The organism is Sphingobium sp. BS19, assembly GCF_027925545.1.
GTDB lineage: Bacteria > Pseudomonadota > Alphaproteobacteria > Sphingomonadales > Sphingomonadaceae > Sphingobium.
On the sequence record NZ_BSEF01000003.1, the window covers coordinates 45,573 to 62,341 of the forward strand.

General features: G+C 62.3%; 14 protein-coding genes. 4 read left to right on the top strand and 10 right to left on the bottom strand.

The features are described from left to right. Positions 1-240: 240 nt before the first annotated feature. Positions 241-2,571 (bottom strand): hypothetical protein, encoded by a 2,331-nt coding sequence (locus QMG56_RS03915; RefSeq protein WP_281821282.1) that lies wholly within the window; start codon positions 2,569-2,571, stop codon positions 241-243. Positions 2,572-2,838: 267 nt separating this feature from the next. Between QMG56_RS03915 and QMG56_RS03920 the strand changes: the two genes are divergently transcribed. After that, positions 2,839-3,840, top strand: a complete 1,002-nt coding sequence (locus tag QMG56_RS03920) for a low specificity L-threonine aldolase (protein WP_281821283.1) — start codon at positions 2,839-2,841, stop codon at positions 3,838-3,840. Next, entirely contained in the window at positions 3,837-4,769 is a 933-nt protein-coding gene (locus QMG56_RS03925; protein ID WP_281821284.1) for a DMT family transporter, read from the top strand. Before QMG56_RS03920 ends, QMG56_RS03925 begins: the two co-directional genes overlap by 4 nt. Here the strand turns inward: QMG56_RS03925 and QMG56_RS03930 are convergent. After that, positions 4,682-5,536 carry an SDR family NAD(P)-dependent oxidoreductase gene (locus tag QMG56_RS03930; protein ID WP_281821285.1) on the bottom strand — a complete coding sequence of 285 codons (855 nt, stop codon included), beginning with the start codon at positions 5,534-5,536 and terminating at the stop codon, positions 4,682-4,684. The two genes, QMG56_RS03925 and QMG56_RS03930, sit on opposite strands and share 88 nt — an antisense overlap. Positions 5,537-5,622: 86 nt before the next feature. Between QMG56_RS03930 and pepN the strand changes: the two genes are divergently transcribed. Continuing rightward, the gene (gene pepN / locus QMG56_RS03935; RefSeq protein WP_281821286.1) at positions 5,623-8,223 is read left to right on the top strand and encodes an aminopeptidase N; all 2,601 of its coding nucleotides are present in this window, start codon (positions 5,623-5,625) and stop codon (positions 8,221-8,223) included. Between the two features lie 4 nt (positions 8,224-8,227). Here pepN and QMG56_RS03940 read toward each other — a convergent pair whose 3' ends face one another. Genes QMG56_RS03940 through QMG56_RS03955 form a run of 4 tightly spaced genes read right to left on the bottom strand, consistent with a single transcriptional unit; the run spans position 8,228 to position 11,788 of the window. Next, on the bottom strand, positions 8,228-8,824 hold the full coding sequence (locus tag QMG56_RS03940; protein ID WP_281821287.1) for an ABC-type transport auxiliary lipoprotein family protein: 597 nt from the start codon (positions 8,822-8,824) through the stop codon (positions 8,228-8,230). 14 nt (positions 8,825-8,838) lie between these two features. After that, positions 8,839-9,798, bottom strand: a complete 960-nt coding sequence (locus QMG56_RS03945) for an MlaD family protein (protein ID WP_281821289.1) — start codon at positions 9,796-9,798, stop codon at positions 8,839-8,841. Positions 9,799-9,803: 5 nt separating this feature from the next. Continuing rightward, positions 9,804-10,682, bottom strand: coding sequence for an ABC transporter ATP-binding protein (locus tag QMG56_RS03950; RefSeq protein WP_230186624.1), 879 nt, complete (start codon positions 10,680-10,682; stop codon positions 9,804-9,806). Further along, positions 10,679-11,788, bottom strand: a complete 1,110-nt coding sequence (locus QMG56_RS03955) for an ABC transporter permease (RefSeq protein WP_281821290.1) — start codon at positions 11,786-11,788, stop codon at positions 10,679-10,681. Before QMG56_RS03955 ends, QMG56_RS03950 begins: the two co-directional genes overlap by 4 nt. A gap of 167 nt (positions 11,789-11,955) precedes the next feature. Here QMG56_RS03955 and QMG56_RS03960 point away from each other — a divergent pair, with 167 nt between their 5' ends. Further along, positions 11,956-12,603, top strand: coding sequence for an HAD family phosphatase (locus QMG56_RS03960; RefSeq protein WP_281821460.1), 648 nt, complete (start codon positions 11,956-11,958; stop codon positions 12,601-12,603). Here the strand turns inward: QMG56_RS03960 and QMG56_RS03965 are convergent. From QMG56_RS03965 to lgt, 4 genes are all read right to left on the bottom strand, one after another. Further along, positions 12,600-13,934: a cystathionine gamma-synthase family protein gene (locus tag QMG56_RS03965; protein WP_230186626.1), complete on the bottom strand. Its 1,335-nt coding sequence runs from the start codon at positions 13,932-13,934 to the stop codon at positions 12,600-12,602. The two genes, QMG56_RS03960 and QMG56_RS03965, sit on opposite strands and share 4 nt — an antisense overlap. Before the next feature lie 100 nt (positions 13,935-14,034). Then, the gene (gene pgeF / locus QMG56_RS03970) at positions 14,035-14,805 is read right to left on the bottom strand and encodes a peptidoglycan editing factor PgeF (protein WP_281821293.1); all 771 of its coding nucleotides are present in this window, start codon (positions 14,803-14,805) and stop codon (positions 14,035-14,037) included. Further along, the gene (locus QMG56_RS03975; RefSeq protein ID WP_375713640.1) at positions 14,802-15,782 is read right to left on the bottom strand and encodes a class I SAM-dependent methyltransferase; all 981 of its coding nucleotides are present in this window, start codon (positions 15,780-15,782) and stop codon (positions 14,802-14,804) included. The genes pgeF and QMG56_RS03975 overlap by 4 nt, the downstream gene beginning before the upstream one ends. Before the next feature lie 82 nt (positions 15,783-15,864). Further along, positions 15,865-16,731: a prolipoprotein diacylglyceryl transferase gene (gene lgt / locus QMG56_RS03980; protein WP_375713638.1), complete on the bottom strand. Its 867-nt coding sequence runs from the start codon at positions 16,729-16,731 to the stop codon at positions 15,865-15,867. Positions 16,732-16,769 lie beyond the last annotated feature (38 nt).

Sequence of the window (16,769 nt, forward strand, 5' to 3'; positions counted from 1 at the left end):
GGGTGCAGCCCCGTCAGTGCAGGCAGGTTCGAAAACCGGTCAGAGGCGAGACTGGCCCCAACTGTCAGTCCTTGAAACATGTACGATGTGCCCTGGAACGGTATATCCGCAATGAGGCTGGGCCGTCCTCCCATGCCTACCGAATATCCTTAATAGCAGGGTAATCGCTAAATATTTCTTGTCAACGCGACGGCAAAACAACGCATCAGCCCGTTTTACCGCCGCATCGACGACTGTCGGTCAGGTGAAAAAGGCGAAATCGTCCACTGCAAGGGTCTTCAACTGCGTGTTGTAGAGCAGCAGCGAATCCCCGGTATCGAAGGTGATGACGGTGTTGTGCGCGACTTGCTTGGCGTGTGCCATGACATCGGCATAGCTGGATACGCCCAGCGCCTTGTCGAGGCTGATCGTATCGTGTTGCCCGGCCCAGTTGAAATCCTCGATCACGTCGCGACCGCCGCCCGCTTCGAACTGGAAGATATCCTGACCCCAGCCGCCGTTCAGCTTGTCATTGCCGACGCCGCCGTTCAGAATGTCGTTGCCGCTCCGTGCCGACAAATAATCGTCGCCTGCGCCGCCGATCAGCGTGTTGGCGCTGTGGTCCGCCGCAATCCAGTCGCCGAACTCGGAACCGATGAGGCCTTCGACAGAGCTATAGCTGTCGCCTTTGGCGTCGCCAGTGTTCAGGCTCGTGGCGATCATGTCGACCTTCACGCCCTGCGTGGCGGTGCCATAAGCGGCGAAGTCGAACCCGTCGCCGCCGATCAGCGTGTCCGCGCCTGCGCCACCGGTCAGCCGGTCGTCGCCCTCGCCGCCATTCAGAACGTTCGCCGCACCGTTGCCGGTGATCGCGTTGTCGAGCGCATTGCCGATACCGTTGATGGCGGCCGTGCCGGTCAGCACGAGGTTTTCGACATGATCGGTCAGGGTGTAGCTGAACCCGGCCTTCACGGTGTCGATGCCTTCACCGGCCAGCTCGACGACCTTGTCCTGCGCGGAATGCAGGACATAGCTGTCATGGCCCTTGCCGCCGTGCAGCGTGTTGTCGCCCGAAATCGCGATCAGCGTGTCATTGCCGTCCAGTCCATGCAGCACCGATTTTGTCGCCGTTGCATAGAGCGTGTCGTCGCCGTTGGTGCCATCGACCGTCGCAACCGGATCGATGATCTGCGTCGTGGTGCCTGCGCCCGTGACATGCTGGACTTCGATAGTGCCGTCGGCGTTCTTGGTCTGCACATCATAGGTCAGTTGGTTGATCGTCAGCGAACCCGTGCCGGACACGACCTCTGCACCCAGTTGAGACATGGCGAGATATTCGTTCTGATTGACGATACCCAGGTCGGTCAGCGTAGCGAACAGCTTGACGAAATCGAGCGTACCGACCGGCGTGTCGCTGTTGGCGACGATAGCGGTGTAGTGCGTTCCGGGGGCGCGGTAGATCGTACCGACGAAATCGCCGTCCACATAGGTGCCGATCCGCTCGCCGAATGCTTCGAAATCGCCCTGATGCAGCCAGACCATGATTTCGTTGGTGACCGTCGTTGCGTCGCCGCCCGGCTTGCTGGTCAGCCAGATATCGAAGGCCACGTTGAAGCCTGCCGTGTCACCGCCATAGCCCACATCGAAATTCGCCTTCAGCCCGTTCAACTGGCTGAGCTGGACCGGGAAGACCTGCGCTGTGTCGCCGGGATTGGTGCCGCCGGAGAAAGGCGACGCGCCGAAGAGCAGGTCGGGATAGGCCAATATGCTGCCAGCCGTTCCGGGCTTCAGGTCCAGCGTCGGGAACGACCAGTTGAAGGTCGTGCCGGTCGACAGGTCGTTCTTCGTGTACGAAACGCTGTTGGTGTAATCGGTGCCATATTTCAGATGGTCGGCATTCCACACATTGTTGATGGCGTACCAGCCGTTGTTGGTTTGCCCCGCATGGGTGCCCGACAGCGTCTTCTGCCCGGCCAACGGCGCGGCGTTCGGTGCATCGATGACGACCGCGCTGTCGTTGAGGAAAGAGAAGTCCGTCGCTTTGAACGACGCGATGGTGGCGTCGTTCACAATGAGCGTTTCGCCATTGCCCAGCGAGAACTTGACGGCGTTGCCCTCTTGCGTCGCGTGGGACAGCAGCTGGGTAAAGCCGCCGATCTTGAAACCGTCCAGGCGGATCAGATCCTGGCCCGACGTGAAGTTATAGATGGCGTCAGAGCCTTCACCAGCATTGATGACGAAGGTGTCGAGCCCCTTGCCGCCGACCAGAACATCGCTGCCGATGCCGCCATTGATATAGGCGCCGACGGTTCCCGCGGTTATTATGTTGTTTAGGCTGTTGCCGAAACCCATGGTGGAACCTGGCCCCGCCAGCACCAGATTTTCGACATTCGCCGACAACGTGATGGGGGTGTAGGCATAGCTGTAGACAGTATCTATGCCCTGACCTGCATATTCCGTGATAGAATAGGAGCTGTTCCACACGTAATAATGGTCATCGCCCAGACCGCCTGACATCTTGTCGCCAGCCAGTGCATAGAACACATCGGCATATTTGGTGCCGAGAATTGTTCCCGGTTTATGAGTCGGCATCCAGTTGGTTGCACCATTACTGATTTTCAACTCGGTATTATTGGCGGCATAATACATAATGCTTGGGTTCCAAAATCAGGGGATGCCCCATAATTAGCTCCAATCTGTGAAGTGTTCGCTGTGCTGCATCATTAATGCGATGTTCATGACGATTTGGCGGCGATGCGGTCGAACGGGCAAAAAATCGGTCCACGACCGACGCGGCGCAGGCGGCTGAGACGCGCCAATCGGTTGACCGCGATTGCGGCACAACGCATGGATGCGGGCATGCGATTTTTCTCCGACAATGCCGCCCCTGTGTCTCCGCAAGTGCTTGCGGCACTGGCGCAGGCCGACCATGTCGATGCCGCTTATGATGGCGACAGGTGGAGTGCGCGGCTGGACGGCGCGTTTGCCGATCTGTTCGAAACGCCGGTCTCGGTAATGTGGGTGACCACCGGGACAGCGGCCAACTGCCTTGCGCTGGCGGCGTTATGCCCACCCTTTGGCGGGGTGCTGTGTCATCAGGACGCGCATGTCGAAACCGATGAAGGCGGCGCGCCGGAGTTCTATACGCATGGCGCGAAGCTGATGACCTTGCCCGGCGACGGGGCGAAGATTGCGCCGGACGCCCTGCGCGCACATCTCGCGACCATTCGCAACGATGTGCATCAGGTGCAGCCGCATGCGCTGACGATTACCAATGCGACGGAATATGGCCGGGTCTATACGCCCGATGAAGTCGCGGCATTGGGTGCCTTGTGCCGAGAGCATAAATTGGGCTTCCACATGGACGGCGCGCGCTTTGCCAATGCGGTGGCCTCGCTGGGATGCCATCCCGCCGATCTGAGCTGGCGGGCAGGTGTCGATGCCTTGTCCTTCGGCTTCGTCAAGAATGGCGGGATGATGGCCGAGGCGCTGGTGTTCTTCGATCCCACGCTGGCTGCCGATACGCTGCGCCGTCGCAAGCGGGCCGGGCATCTGCTGTCCAAAGGGCGCTATCTCGCCGCGCAGTTGCTGGCGATGCTGGAAGGCGATCTGTGGCTGTCCAACGCGCGCGCCGCCAACGCCGCCGCGACGATCATCGGCAATGCAGCGGGCGGGCGCTGCCTGCATCCGGTCGAAGCCAATGAAGTTTTCATTCGCGTAACGGCGGAGGAAGCGGCGATCCTGCGCGCGCAAGGCTTCGACTTTTACGATTGGGGCGCTGGCGCGGCACGGCTTGTCACGAGCTGGCATCATACAGCGGATGACGTGCAGCCATTAGCCGACGCCATCGCCGCGCTGTGACGGAGGCTGCGCACCCATCACGCGACCACGGCCCTTCGCTGCTGACGCCGGGGGTGCTGGTCCCCTTCATCATCGTGACGGTGATCTGGGGATCGACCTGGCTGGTGATCCGCGATCAGGTGAGCGCCGTTCCGGCAAGCTGGTCGGTGGCCTATCGGTTTCTGCTGGCCAGCGTCGCGATGGCGATTCTGGCGCGAGCGCGAGGGCTGTCGCTGTGGATCGGGGGACGGGGCATCGCCTTTGCCGCGTGCCTGGGTGCGAGCCAGTTCATGCTCAACTTCAACTTCGTCTATCGCGCCGAAATGGTGCTGACGTCGGGCGTGGTGGCGGTGTTCTATGCGCTGCTGCTGATCCCCAACAGCTTGCTCGCGTGGTTGACCTTCCGCCAGCCGGTCAGCCGCAATTTCATCATCGGTTCGGTCATTGCAGTGACGGGCGTCGTTTTGCTGTTCCTGCGCGAATATCGCTATGCCGATGTTGCGCCCGGCGCGGTGCTGGAAGGGATCGCCCTGTGTTTTTGCGGCCTTATGGCGGCATCGGTGTCGAACGTAATGCAGGGGGCACCCATCGCACGTCGCCTGCCGATCATCAGCGTGCTTGCCTGGGCGATGCTGCTGGGTGGGCTGATGGACTCGGCGTTGGCGTGGATCGTTGCGGGGCCGCCGGTGTTCGACACGCGCCTCGGTTACATCGCGGGGATCGCCTATCTCGCGGTGGCGGGATCGGTCGTGACCTTCCCGCTCTATTTCCGACTGATCCAACAGATCGGCGCGGGACGTGCCGCTTATACCGGGGTACTGACGCCCGTCATCGCGATGCTGCTGTCGACTCTGTTCGAAGGTTATCGCTGGTCCACGCTGGCGGTGGTCGGCGCGTTGCTGTCGGTTGCGGGCATGGTCATCGCGATGCGCGCCAAACCCTCGCGATAAGTCGGAAACTGCGGTGTCCATTTCAGGACGCGCTTGGCCTTGCCATTGGCGATCCGGCGGTTCTCGCTGTAAAAGGCGCGGCCCATCGGGCTGAGCTGGGCCTCTTCAAGGGACTGCAGGGGGGGCAGGGGAAGTCCGCTCAGGGCGCTGGCCGCTTCGATCACGCGGTTCTGGCTGCAGGGCAGATCGTCGGACAGGTTGTAGGCACCGGCAGGCCCATCGAACCCGGCAATTACGCCGCTGACGATATCGTCGACATGCACCCGGCTGAACACCTGTCCGGGCAAGTCGATGCGCCGCGCGCGTCCGTCGATCAGCCGGTCGATGGCCGAGCGTCCCGGCCCGTATATGCCGGGCAGCCGGAATATCCGCACATCGTCGCGCAGGTTGCTCCACGCCATGTCCGCGTCGGCGCGCGCGCCACGGCGACCATGACCGATGGGGGCCGTCTCATCCACCCACGCGCCGCCTGTATCGCCATACACGCCCGTCGCGGACAGATAGCCGATCCAGCGCGCCGGGCTGGTTACGATATCCGCACCATAGGCCGCCAGGACAGGATCGGCGCCATCGTCCCCCGGCGGGACCGAGGACAGGATATGGCTGGCCGTGGCGATGGTGGCGCGGACGGCGTCCGTATCGGTAAATGCGATGGCTTCGTCCGTTGCGCTGCGGCGGGTTGCCGTTACGCGCCAGCCGTCGTTCCGCAAGCGCGCCGCAAGGCGGGCGGTCGTGTAACCCAGCCCGAAAATCAGAATATGTGGCATCGGCATCCTTCTACACGCTCGGGCAAAAACGTCCATTCGTCACGCCGGATCATTGCCCCATGCCGTGCAGCCGCATAGGAGGGGGCATGGCCGACATTCAAACGACTGGCGCAGCAGCGCCCGCAATCATCCACCGTTCCGATTACCGCCCGCCCGCGTGGCTGGTGCCGGACGTCGCTCTGGATTTCACGCTCGACGCAGCCGCTACGCGGGTGCGCGCGACATTGTCGGTCGTTCGCAACGGGCAACACGAAACGCCGCTGCGCCTCGACGGTGACGGGCTGGTGCCCTTGTCCGTCTCGATCGACGGCGTTGCCACTGGAACCGACAGTTGGTCGATGGAGGGCGACGTGCTCGTCATTCCGCTTTCGGGCAATGCGCATAAGGTTGAAACGGTGGTCGAGATCGCGCCGGAAGCCAATACCCAGCTTATGGGGCTTTATGCTTCCGGCGGCCTGCTCTGCACGCAGTGCGAGGCGGAAGGGTTCCGGCGGATCACCTTCTTCCCCGACCGTCCCGATGTGCTGTCCCGCTACAGCGTGCGGATGGAAGCGGACAAGGCGCTGTATCCCATCCTGCTGGCCAATGGCGATCCGATTGCTGCGGGCGATCTGGACGGCGGCAGGCATTGGGCACAATGGAACGATCCGTTTCTCAAGCCCTGCTATCTGTTCGCGCTGGTGGCGGGCGATCTGGCCTGCAATGCGGACAGCTTCACGACGATGTCGGGGCGGCAGGTGTCGCTGGGCATATGGGTGAAGGAAGCCGACCTGCCGCGCACCGCACACGCAATGAAGGCGCTCAAGGATTCGATGGCGTGGGACGAGCGTGTCTATGGCCGCGAATATGATCTGGCCGTGTTCAACATCGTGGCCGTCGCCGATTTCAATTTCGGCGCGATGGAGAATAAGGGGCTGAACATCTTCAACTCCCGCTACATCCTGGCCGATCCGGAAACCGCGACCGACATGGATTTCGACGCCGTCGAAGGGGTCGTCGCGCATGAATATTTCCACAACTGGTCGGGCAATCGCGTCACCTGCCGCGACTGGTTCCAGTTGTCGCTGAAGGAAGGCTTCACCGTTTTCCGCGATCAGGCGTTTTCCGCCGATATGGGATCGCCCGCCGTCAAGCGGATCGACGATGTCCGCATCCTGCGCGCAGCACAGTTTCAGGAGGATTCCGGCCCGCTCGCGCATCCGGTTCGCCCGGAATCCTATATGGAAATCGCCAATTTCTACACCGCGACCATCTATAACAAGGGCGCGGAAGTCATTCGGATGATGCACACGATGCTGGGCGCGGATCGCTTTCGTGCCGGCAGCGACCTCTATTTCGACCGGCACGATGGGCAGGCCGCGACTTGCGAGGATTTCGTCAAGGCGATGGAAGAGGGTGGGCAGATCGACCTCACCCAGTTTCGCCTGTGGTATGAGCAGGCCGGAACGCCCCGCGTCCGCGCGCTACTGGCGCATGATGCGGCCTCTGGCACGGCGACACTGACGCTGAGCCAGACCGTGCCGCCGACTCCCGGTCAGCCGACGAAGTCCCCCATGGCGATGCCGCTGCGCATTGCCCTGTTCGACCGCGCGACCAATATGCACCGCAGCGACGAAGTCCTGATGCTGACGCAAAGCGAACAGAGCTTTCGGTTCGAAGGCTTTGCCACGCCGCCGGTGCTGTCGATCAACCGGGGTTTCTCGGCACCCGTCGTCATCGAAAGCGACCGCACGCAAAGCGAACTGGCGTTCCTGTCCGCGCATGACGACGATTCCTTCGCCCGCTATGAAGCAATGCAGCAGTTGATGGTGAACGTGCTGGTTGGCACGGTGTCGGGTCAGGCGGTGGACGACGCGCCGGTGATTGCCGCAATCCGTAACACGGCCACAGATACCGCGCTCGACGCCGCGTTCATCGCCGAGGCCATTCGATTGCCCAGCGAAAGCTACATCGGCGATCAGATGACCGTTGTCGATCCCGACGCGATCCACACCGCGCGCGAACGGCTGCAAGCGAAGGTCGGCAAGATGCTCGAACCGGTCTGGCGCGATCTTCATGCCCGCACCGAGGCGAACGGTTTTTCGCTGTCGTCGGCGGCCATGGGTGCGCGCAAGCTGCGCAACACGGCCTTGCTCTATCTTTCCGCTTCGGGTGCAGCGGATGCGTCCGCCATCGCCTTTTCCCAGTTCGACCGCGCGGACAACATGACCGAACGGCAGGGCGCGCTGTCCGTGCTTGCCAATGGGACGAGCGACGAACGCGAAGCGGCGCTCGATATCTTCTACAATCGCTATGCCGCCGATGCGCTGGTGCTGGACAAATGGTTCCAGACGCAGGCTCTGGCGTTCCATCCCGATACGCTGGCCATCGTGCAGGAACTGGGGCGGCACAAGGATTTCACCTTGTCCAATCCCAACCGCGTCCGGTCGCTATATGGTGCGTTCGCGGCGAACCAGTGGGGTTTCCATCAGGGCAATGGCGCAGGCTATCGGATGGTCGCGGATCTGATCATCGCGCTCGACCCGCTCAACCCGCAGACCGCAGCGCGGCTGGTGCCGCCGCTGGGACGCTGGCGGCGGTTCGATAGCGTGCGCGGCCAACAGATGCGCGCACAACTCAAGCGTATCGTGGGTACGCCCGGCCTGTCGAAAGACGTGACCGAGCAGGTGACGAAGAGCCTGGATTAAACCGTCAGCCGCCGTTGACCCAGGCCGCGACTTCCGCTGCGACCTTGTTGGCGGCCTGATTGATCGGGGCTCCAACGCTGGCTGCATGGATGGCGCTAACCGGCACGCTCGCCGAAAAGCGCTTGCGCAGGACGGGTGCGCCGCCGCCCGGTGCCAGTGTCGCATCATAAGTGACGACGGCGGTGTTGGTGCGGGCATCCACGCCGAAGTCGATCAACTCGCCGAGCAGACGCTTGCCCGGATCGGCGCTGTACTGGCCCGAATCCAGCACGATGGCAGTGCCGCTTGCTGCGATGGTCTCGGACAGCATTTTCTGGAAGAGGTGCCGCGGGCTATCCACCCATTGCGCATCCTTGATGTAGGCGACGGAGACGGCATCGACCTGAACCGGGACACGAACCGTATCCAGCTTCTTGGGTGTGTCGGGGTCCATCACGGTAATGCTCGTCCCCGGAGCGCCGGTGCGCACTGTCCCGGTCGCCACGCGCGCGTCGGACGTGAGCGTCAGTAACTGCGCAGGCGCATTGCCACCGAAGGACACGCAGGCCGATAGCGACAGCGCCGCAATGGCCGGAACAAGTATCTTCGCGTTGCGGATCATGGGGTGAATCCTCTTCATGGCTTATAGTCCGGCAGCTTGGGCGATCCGATCAGCGATCCGGCCCCCTGCTGGTCCAGTTTTTCGGAAATCGCGCGAAAAGATCGTGTCATTTCGCGCAGGTCGTGCACCAGCGCGCCGACTTCGGGCATCGTCTGTTGCGAGAAGGCACGGACGCCCGGCTGTGCTTCGGCTAGTGTCTTGTCGAGCGTATCAAGGCTCTTCGTCGCCGATTGTACGGTCTTGCGCAGGTCGGCGGTCAGGGGGCGCCCTTCCTCGTTCAGCAGAGCGTTGGTCGAAGCCGTCAGCTTGGCGATCTCATCGGCGGCAAGCCCTGCCTTCTGCACCATCAACCGGGTCTCAGCCAATGTCGCGGCGATCTCCGGCCCGCGGTCCGCAAGGTTGCCCGACAGGCGATCGACATTGCGCAGGATGCCGGTGATGCTTTCCTGATTCTTGTCGCTCAGCGTTTCGGTCAGACGCTCGGTGAGAGTCGACAGGCGCTGAAGCAATTGCGGCGCGCTGTTCAGCAATTCGCCGAATGCGCCGGGCTTGGTGGGGATGACCGGCACGCCATCGGGGCAGGCCGACGCCGCGTTGGTCTCCGGGCAGACGATCGGCGGGGCACCCTTGACCGCGCCGTCCAGCACGATTTCGGAGAGGCCGGTAAAACTGCCCTGAATGGTTGCGGTGGTCCCCTGCAGGATGGGGGTGCCTTCCTTCACGGTGATTCGCACCTTCACGAAGCCGGGATCGCGCTTCCACAGTTCGATATTCTTGATCTGGCCGGATGGTACACCGGCAAAGGTGACCGCCGAACCCTTGGCCAGTCCGTTGACGGATTGCTTGAAGTAGATGTCATATTCGACATCGTCGCCGCCCGACACGCGGGAGAACCAGAAGGCAGCGATCATGATCGCGGCGAGCAATATCAGCACCACCGATCCGACAAGCACATTGTTCGAACGTGTTTCCATGATCCCTACTGCCTTTCCGCCGGTGCGTCGCCGCCCGACGATATTGAATGCCGCTGCTGGGCAGAGACCGCTGCGCGTCCACGCGGTCCGTTGAAATATTCCTGAATCCACGGGTGATCGGTCGCGAGCAACTCGTCAATCGTACCCACCGCGATGATTTTTCTGTCCGCGATCACCGCGACCCGGTCGCAGATGGAAAACAGCGTGTCGAGGTCATGGGTGATAAGGAACACCGTCAGCCCCAGCGTCTTCTGCAACTGCCGCGTCTGTTCGTCGAAGGCGGCCGCGCCGATGGGGTCCAGCCCCGCTGTCGGCTCGTCAAGGAACAGCAGGTCGGGATCGAGCGCCAGTGCGCGCGCCAGACCGGCGCGCTTGCGCATCCCGCCCGACAGTTCGGAGGGATATTTCGGACCGGCCTCGCACGGCAATCCCGTCATGCGGATCTTGAACGCAGCGATTTCGTCGCGCAATTGCGGGCCGATGTTGGGATAATATTCGCGCAAGGGCACTTCGACATTTTCGGCCACAGTCAGCGTCGAGAACAGCGCGCCGCCCTGAAACAGCACGCCCCAGCGTTTGCGAATGGCCAGCGCTTCTTCATCGTCCAGCCGACCGATCATCGGTTCGCCGAACACATGCACTTCGCCTTCGTCAGGGATCTGCAGCCCGATGATGGAGCGCATCAGCACCGACTTGCCGGTGCCCGATCCGCCAACGACGCCAAGGATCTCGCCCTTGCGCACGTCGAGGTCGAGCCCTTCGTGCACGACCTGATCGCCGAAGCTGTTGCGCAGCCCGCGCACGGAGATCGCGATATCGGACGAATTGACAGCCTCTTCCAGCCGCTTTTCGGTTTCCAGCGCCGCTTCTTCTTCGCTGGTCATATCCAGCCTACCCATGTGAAGAACACTGCGAAAAAGGCGTCGAGCACGATGACGATAAAGATCGCCTGCACCACAGCAGCGGTGGTGCGGTTGCCCACTTCCTCGGCATTGGCCTTGACCTGCAAGCCTTGGAAACATCCGGTGATAGCGATGATCAGGCCGAAGACGGGTGCCTTGATCATGCCGACATACACGTCGGTGATCGGCACGACCTCACGGATACGCTGAACGAAGGTAACCGGCGGAATGTCGAGCGCCACGGCGCACAGGAAGCCGCCGCCGATGATCGCCACGATGGAGGCATAGAAGCCGAGCAGCGGCATCATCACCACCGCCGCAATGACGCGCGGCATCACCAATGCTTCCATCGGGGAGACGCCAATCGTGCGCATCGCGTCGATTTCCTCGGTCAGCTTCATCGTGCCAAGCTGCGCCGCGAAGGCCGAACCCGAGCGTCCCGCAACCATGATTGCGGTCATCAGCACGCCGAGTTCGCGGAAGGTCAGGCGACCGACAAGGTTGATCGTCATCACTTCCAGCCCGAACTGGCGCAACTGCACCGATCCCTGCTGTGCGATGACGATACCGATCAGGAAACTCATCAGGCCGATGATGGCAAGCGCGGATACGCCCACCACTTCGAGCCGCTGGACAACGGCATGGACCCGCACCCGGCTGGGGTGCCGGATCATCGACCATGCGGTAATCAGCGTCGCGCCGAAAAAGCCCAGCAGCCCGTACATGGTCTCACCGGCAATCCGCGTCGCGGCGCCGATTTCGCCCAGTACTCGCAGGAGCGGCGGGCTGGCATCGGGGCGGATCGATACCGGATCTTCGTCCTTGCCCACTTCGGCGATCAGGCGGGCAGCGTCTTCGCTCGCCCCTTCCAATTGTGCACCGTGGCGCGCGGCAAACCGATGGATGATCCACGCGCCGATAGTGTCGATATGCGTCACGCCGGCCATGTCGACGCGACCGATCGGGCCGTTTACGGCATCCAGCCGGTCCGGCAAGGTGTCGAGATGCGCCACTGCGAAATTACCGGACAGGCGGACGATCGCGACATCGTCACGTCTTTCCTCCTGAAAGTCGGCTGATTGCATCATGTGGCTGGTTTACTGGTCCATTATCGGTTGCACGGCAAGCCGAAATGGCCCATCTTTGAGACAGAACGAAGGCAAGCCATGAAAGTTTCGGAAGCGACATGGCAACACAGCAAACATGCAGCGTTTCATCTTCGATGCACTCAATTTCCAAAATCGCCATTTACGACATGGACCGCACGGTTACGGTTTCGGGCACCTATAGCGGGTTCCTGATGCATATTGCGTGGGCGATTTCGCCGTGGCGGCTGATCTTTTTGCCGCTCATCCCCCTTGTGATGCTGGCCTATGTCCTGCGCCTGATCGACCGTTCGCGGTTGAAGGAATGGAACCAGACGCTGATGATCGGCCACAAGGTTCGCCGGGAAAAACTGACGCCGCATATCGAAAGCTATGCCGACAAGGTGATGGCGTACAACATGCGCAAAGGCGCGCAGGCGCAAGTCGCGCAGGACAAGGCGGATGGCTATCACCTCGTCCTCGCTACGGCATCGTACCGGCTCTATGTGGAGGCTATCGCCAAGCGGCTCGGCTTCGACACGGTTATCGCGACCGACCATTTAAGCCAGGATCTCGACTATGTCCGGGCGCGGATTTCAGGTGAGAATTGCTATGACGAAGGCAAGCTGCGGATGATCGAAGCGTGGATGGCCGCAGAGGGCATCGCGCGCAGCCAGACGCACATCCGCGCTTATTCCGATCATGTGTCCGATGCGCCGATGCTGGCCTTTGCCGACGAACCCCATGCGGCCAACCCCCATAAGGCGCTGGCCGTGCTGGCAGCGCAAAAGGGTTGGCCGCGGGTCGACTGGGTTTAACCGATTGCTTCCAATGCCTGATTGAAGTCGGCGATCAAATCGTCGGCATCTTCGCAACCGATGGAGATGCGGACCATATTGTCACCGATATCCAGCGCCTTCTTGCGCTCGGCAGGAACCGACAGATGCGTCATCGCCGCAGGATGGCTGGCCAGCGTTTCGGTGCCGCCCAGGCTGACGGCCAGCTTGGCGATCTTGAGGGCGTCAAGAAACGCAAAGCTCTCCGCTTCGCCGCCTTTGAGATACAGCGAGAAGGTCGATCCCGCGCCGGTGCAGTGCCGGTCGTAAATATCCTGCTGCCGCGCGTCGGACGGGAAGCCAAGATAGACGATCTTTTCCACCTGCGGCTGATCGCGCAGCCAGGCGCACACCTTCGCCGCATTCTCGCCCGCGCGGCTCATACGCAGTTCGAGCGTTTCGAGGCTGCGCAATAGCATCCATGCGCTGTGCGGATCGAGGATGGTGCCGATGGTGTTGCGCATCATGCGGATCGCATCGATCAGCTTCTGATTGCCCAGCGCGCCGCCCGCGACCAGATCGCTATGCCCGCCTGCATATTTGGTGAGGCTGTAAACGACGAGGTCCGCGCCGTGCGCCAGCGGCTTATGCCACAGCGGGCCTAGGAACGTGTTGTCGATGACGATGGGCGGCTGATGATCGTCGCCCGCGAACAGGGCGTTGCGGCGTGCAACGACCGCTTCGACATCGACCAGCACGTTGGTCGGGTTAGCGGGGCTTTCCAGATAGATCATCGCGACCCGGCCCTTCGCCTTGGCCGCTTCGATCACTGCGCCGATTTCTTCCTCGGTCGCTGCTGCCGGGAAATCGAGCCAATGGACGCCGAATTTGCCAAGGATACGCCCGATCAGTCCTTCGGTCGCGGCGTAGAGCGGCGCGCTATGGACGATTACGTCGCCCGGCTGGACAAGCGCGAGCATCGTCGTGGCGATGGCCGACATGCCGCTGGAAAACAGCAGCGCATCGTCGGCATCTTCCCAGACAGCCAGACGATCTTCGGCGATTTCCTGATTGGGGCCGTTGAAGCGGGAATAGACCAGCCCTTCGGACCCGCCGGGGCGGATGCCGGTCACGCCTTCGAAATGGCGCTTCCCCGCCGCCGCGCTTTCGAAGGCGAAGGTGGAAGTGAGGAAGATCGGCGGCTTGAGCGAACCTTCGGACAGCGCCGGGTCATAGCCATGGCCCATCATCAGCGTAGCAGGCTTCAGCTTGCGGCCGCCGATTTCCATGATGTCGGCCTTGGGGCGTCGGCGCTGGGTGACGCCGGTCATTTCAGCTTCGGTGGTGGGTGCTTTGGGGGTTTCGTCGGTCATGTCGATCCTCTCGGCGCGATTGTCGCGCTGTAATTTAATGACCCTATCTTGAAACCTTATTTCCTGTAGTCAATCCCCCGGGCGATGCGCCGTGGCGCGATCAGGCTGTGGGGGACAGGCCGATCAACGAAATCTGCCGCCCATAGCCGCCTTCTCCCTGAAGGCAGGATCGGCGGTAGCTGAAGAACCGATCCGGCTGGCTGCACGTGTCCTCGCTTAGCGCTTCGACCCGCCCAACGCCCGCTGCCGCCAGTCGCGCGGCGACATAGGCTTCGATGTCGAACATGCGATGGCCCGGTTTCCCCATGCCGAAAAAGCGCTCGTTGGCCGCATCGGCTTCCTCGAAGCGGATCGCGAAATCGTCGCCCACTTCATAGGACCGGCGGGCGATGCACGGGCCGATGGCGCAGGCGATGCGGGAGCGATCCGCGCCCAGTGCCTCCATGGCTGCAATCGTGCGGTCGGTCACGCCATAAAGCGCGCCTTTCCATCCGGCATGGGCTGCGCCGACGACACCGGCCTCCCGGTCTGCGAACAGCACGGGGACGCAGTCGGCAGTCAGTATGCCAAGCAGCAAGCCCGGTCGATCGGTGACGAGTGCGTCCGCTTCCGGGCGCTCCTCTTCGGCAATGGCGTGCGTAACGGTGACGACGTCGGGCGAATGGACCTGCCGCACCGTCACCAGCGCCGCGCCCGGCAGCACGGCGTCGCGGGCAATGTCACGATTGCGCAGGATCGCGGCGCGGTCGTCATCCGATCCCAGCCCGACATTCAGCCCCGCATACAGCCCGGTCGACACGCCACCGCGCCGCCCCAGAAATCCATGCGGCACGCCATCCAGCGCGGCGGCAGTCAAACGGTCCACGGTCATTGCAAAAATCCTTCCGGTGCGGCCCAGTCGGGATGGACGAACGCCATCACCTTGAACAAGGCGCCCATCTGCTCCGGCGCGACGAGGCGCATACGCGCGGCGGTGACATCGTCCGCGCGCTCCGGCGATTGCCGCGCCAGTTGCGCGGCCCGCGCGTCGATGCCGAGCGCCTTCAGGAAATCGCCTTGCCCGACCGGACCGAACACCTGCAGCCCTGCCTGCCGCGCCATATTGCCGACGATATTGAAGTCGACATGCGTGGTGAGGTCGCTTTCGCCAACGTCAGCGAACGGATCGACCTTTTCATGGTTACGCACCGCTTGCAGCGTGTCGCCCGCCGCCGGTCCGACATAGCCATAATCGACGATCAGCGCGATTCCGCCTTGCCGCGCGATGCGGTTGGCGAGCGCCAAGGCAACCGTCGCGGCGGCGGGCGATATCTCGACAATCGAACCCACAGGGCTGTCGGCCAGCGCAGGCAATATCGCGCCGTCCATTGCCCGATAGCCTGCTATCGCGCTGAACCGCTCGCCATCCTCGGCAATGACGACGCGCTCCCGCCAGCCCTTGTCCGTCCGCACGATTTGCCGTGTCGGCAACGCATCGAAAAATTCATTGGCGACGATCAGCAACGGCCCCGTGTCGGGCAACGTCTCGATATCGTCATGATGCACCACCGTCGGCAATACCGCGCGCTGGCGGTCGCGCAGCACCGGACTGGTCTCGACGAAATGCGGCTTGGGCGCGAGGGCGGCGGCTTCCATTGCGCGCAAGGCATCGACCGCCAGCGTCCCGCGTCCCGGCCCCAGTTCGACATAGAGCGGTGCTGCGCGCCGGCCCGACCGCTGCCACACATCGGCGAGGCACAGCCCGACCAGTTCGCCGAACATCTGGCTGATTTCCGGCGCGGTGATGAAGTCGCCTGCCGCGCCCAGCGGGTCGCGCGTGCCATAATAATGCGCGTTCGCTTCGGCCATGTAGTGCGCGACCGAAATTGGCCCGCCTGCCTCGATCTGCGCCTTTAGCCTTTGGGCAAGCGGCAGGTCGGGGAAAGCGATCTCATGCGACACTGGCACTTCCGGCCGTCGCTTCGATCCGCTGGCGACGGCCCTTGGCTGTGAGGATCAGGTACAGGCCACCGATGATCATCGGCAAGGTCAACCACTGGCCCATATGCAGCCCGGTCTCCTGCGCAAATTCCATGAGTTGCGCATCGGCTTCGCGGAAAAATTCGACGAAGAAACGCGCGAGGCCGTATCCCAGCAGGAACGTGCCGACCAGCTTGCCCGGCTGATATCGGGCAGCGGTTTTCCAGAACATAAAGGCAAGGACGGCGAACAACACCGGCCCTTCCAGCACTGCTTCATACAACTGGCTGGGGTGCCGGGGGTCGGGGCCGCCGGTGGGGAAAATGATCGCCCAGGGGACATCGGTCACCTTGCCCCACAGCTCTCCGTTCACGAAATTCGCCAGCCGCCCGAAGAACAGGCCGAAGGGTACACAGCACGCCACGAAATCATGGACGCGCAGCCAGTTCAGCCCCTCCTTGCGCGAGAGGTAGATGATCCCGCAGGTCACGCCCAGCACGCCGCCGTGGAAGGACATGCCGCCATTCCATAATTTGAGGATGTCGAGCGGATGCGCGAAGATCGCCGGCTGATAGAAGATGACATAGGCCAACCGCCCGCCGATGATGATGCCCAGCGTTGCGTAGAAAATCATGTCGTCGGCATGGCGGCGGGCCATCGGCGAACCGGGCTGTGCGATCAGCTTCAGCAGATACCAGTAACCGACCAGAATCCCCGCCAGATAGGCCAGGCTGTACCATTTGAGCGTGAAGAAACCCAGGTTGAGCGCCACGGGGTCCAGCCCCAGATTTTCAAATTGTACGTATGCCGTAGCGTTAGCGGCGATCAGGTGGATCAAGGCTTTTCCCCGGAAATTTTCGCCTGCATAAAGGAGAA